2 protein-coding genes are annotated in these 1,113 nt (G+C 45.7%); one reads left to right on the plus strand and one right to left on the minus strand.

Going from position 1 to position 1,113, the window contains the following annotated elements:
- Nucleotides 1–450, minus strand: a 450-nt coding sequence (locus tag AND4_RS19235) for a transporter substrate-binding domain-containing protein (protein WP_009844661.1), incomplete at its 3' end; no start/stop codon positions are given.
- Nucleotides 451–571: 121 nt separating this feature from the next.
- On the opposite strand from AND4_RS19235, the gene AND4_RS19240 reads away from it, so the two are divergent.
- Nucleotides 572–1,113 (plus strand): amino acid ABC transporter permease (locus AND4_RS19240; protein ID WP_009844662.1); only part of this gene is annotated, 542 nt, incomplete at its 3' end.

The following is a 1,113-nucleotide window of genomic DNA, read 5'->3' on the forward strand; positions in this document are numbered from 1 at the left end:
GCCAAGCGTGGCTGCTACTTTCACATCAGGCTTATCAAAATCCGCCCAATCGGTGAAGTTAGCCAAATCTTTCTTTTGCACCACTGGCACAAAGCCCAGATAAAAATACGCTTGACTGTAACCTGCAACCTTAGCTCGTGACATGTTCAGCGATGCACTACCGGTAATGTCATACTTGTTTGCCGTAATACCATTAACCAGCGTTTTCCAATCGGTCGCAACGAATTCCACCTTCACACCAAGATCTTTAGCCAGCTCAGTGGTCACGTCGATATCAAAACCACGATAACTATTGGTTGCAGGATCTTTCATCGTCATCGGATTCCAATCCCCTGTCGTGCCGACACGCAAAACACCTTTATCCAGCACTTGTTGTAAGCGGCTGTTCGCATGAGCGACTTGGGTTATCGCAAGTAAACACATTCCTAGCGCAAGCAACGGTTTTTTCATTTCAATTCCCTTAAAAAAATGATGATGGGATATATTCCCTTTAATTATTAACCACGACTATGGTTTCATTGGTAACATAGCAATAATAAATGATTTTTTTTAGTCCATTCAGGAAGTAAATGTGAACTGTAAGCGTCTATGGTTAATTTCTTTGCTGCTTCTTACCGGCTGCTCCGACTATCAGTGGGGCTGGTATGTACTTAATCCGACCACTGAGCAAGGACTCACCAACATCAAGTTTCTGCTGGCTGGTTTTAATGACACTATCCAGGTGTCTTTACTCAGCATGCTGTTTGCGATGACCATCGGGTTGATCATTGCCCTTCCCGCTCTGTCAGATTCTCCAGCACTCAAGTGGATCAACCGTATTTATGTGGAAGTGATCCGCTCGATACCAGTATTAGTGCTACTGCTCTGGGTGTATTACGGCATGCCGACCCTACTTGATGTTTCTCTGAATCATTTCTGGGCGGGGGTTATCGCGTTAACCATTGCAGAAAGCGCGTTTATGGCGGAAGTCTTTAGAGGAGGAATCCAAGCCATCAGTCGCGGACAACATGAAGCCGCAGAGTCGCTTGGGCTAAACTACTGGCAGAAAATGCGCTTGGTTATTCTTCCTCAAGCCTTGCGCCAAATCTTACCGCCACTGGGCAATCAGTTCGT

Source organism: Vibrio sp. AND4 (assembly GCF_000171815.1).
Classification (GTDB): domain Bacteria; phylum Pseudomonadota; class Gammaproteobacteria; order Enterobacterales; family Vibrionaceae; genus Vibrio.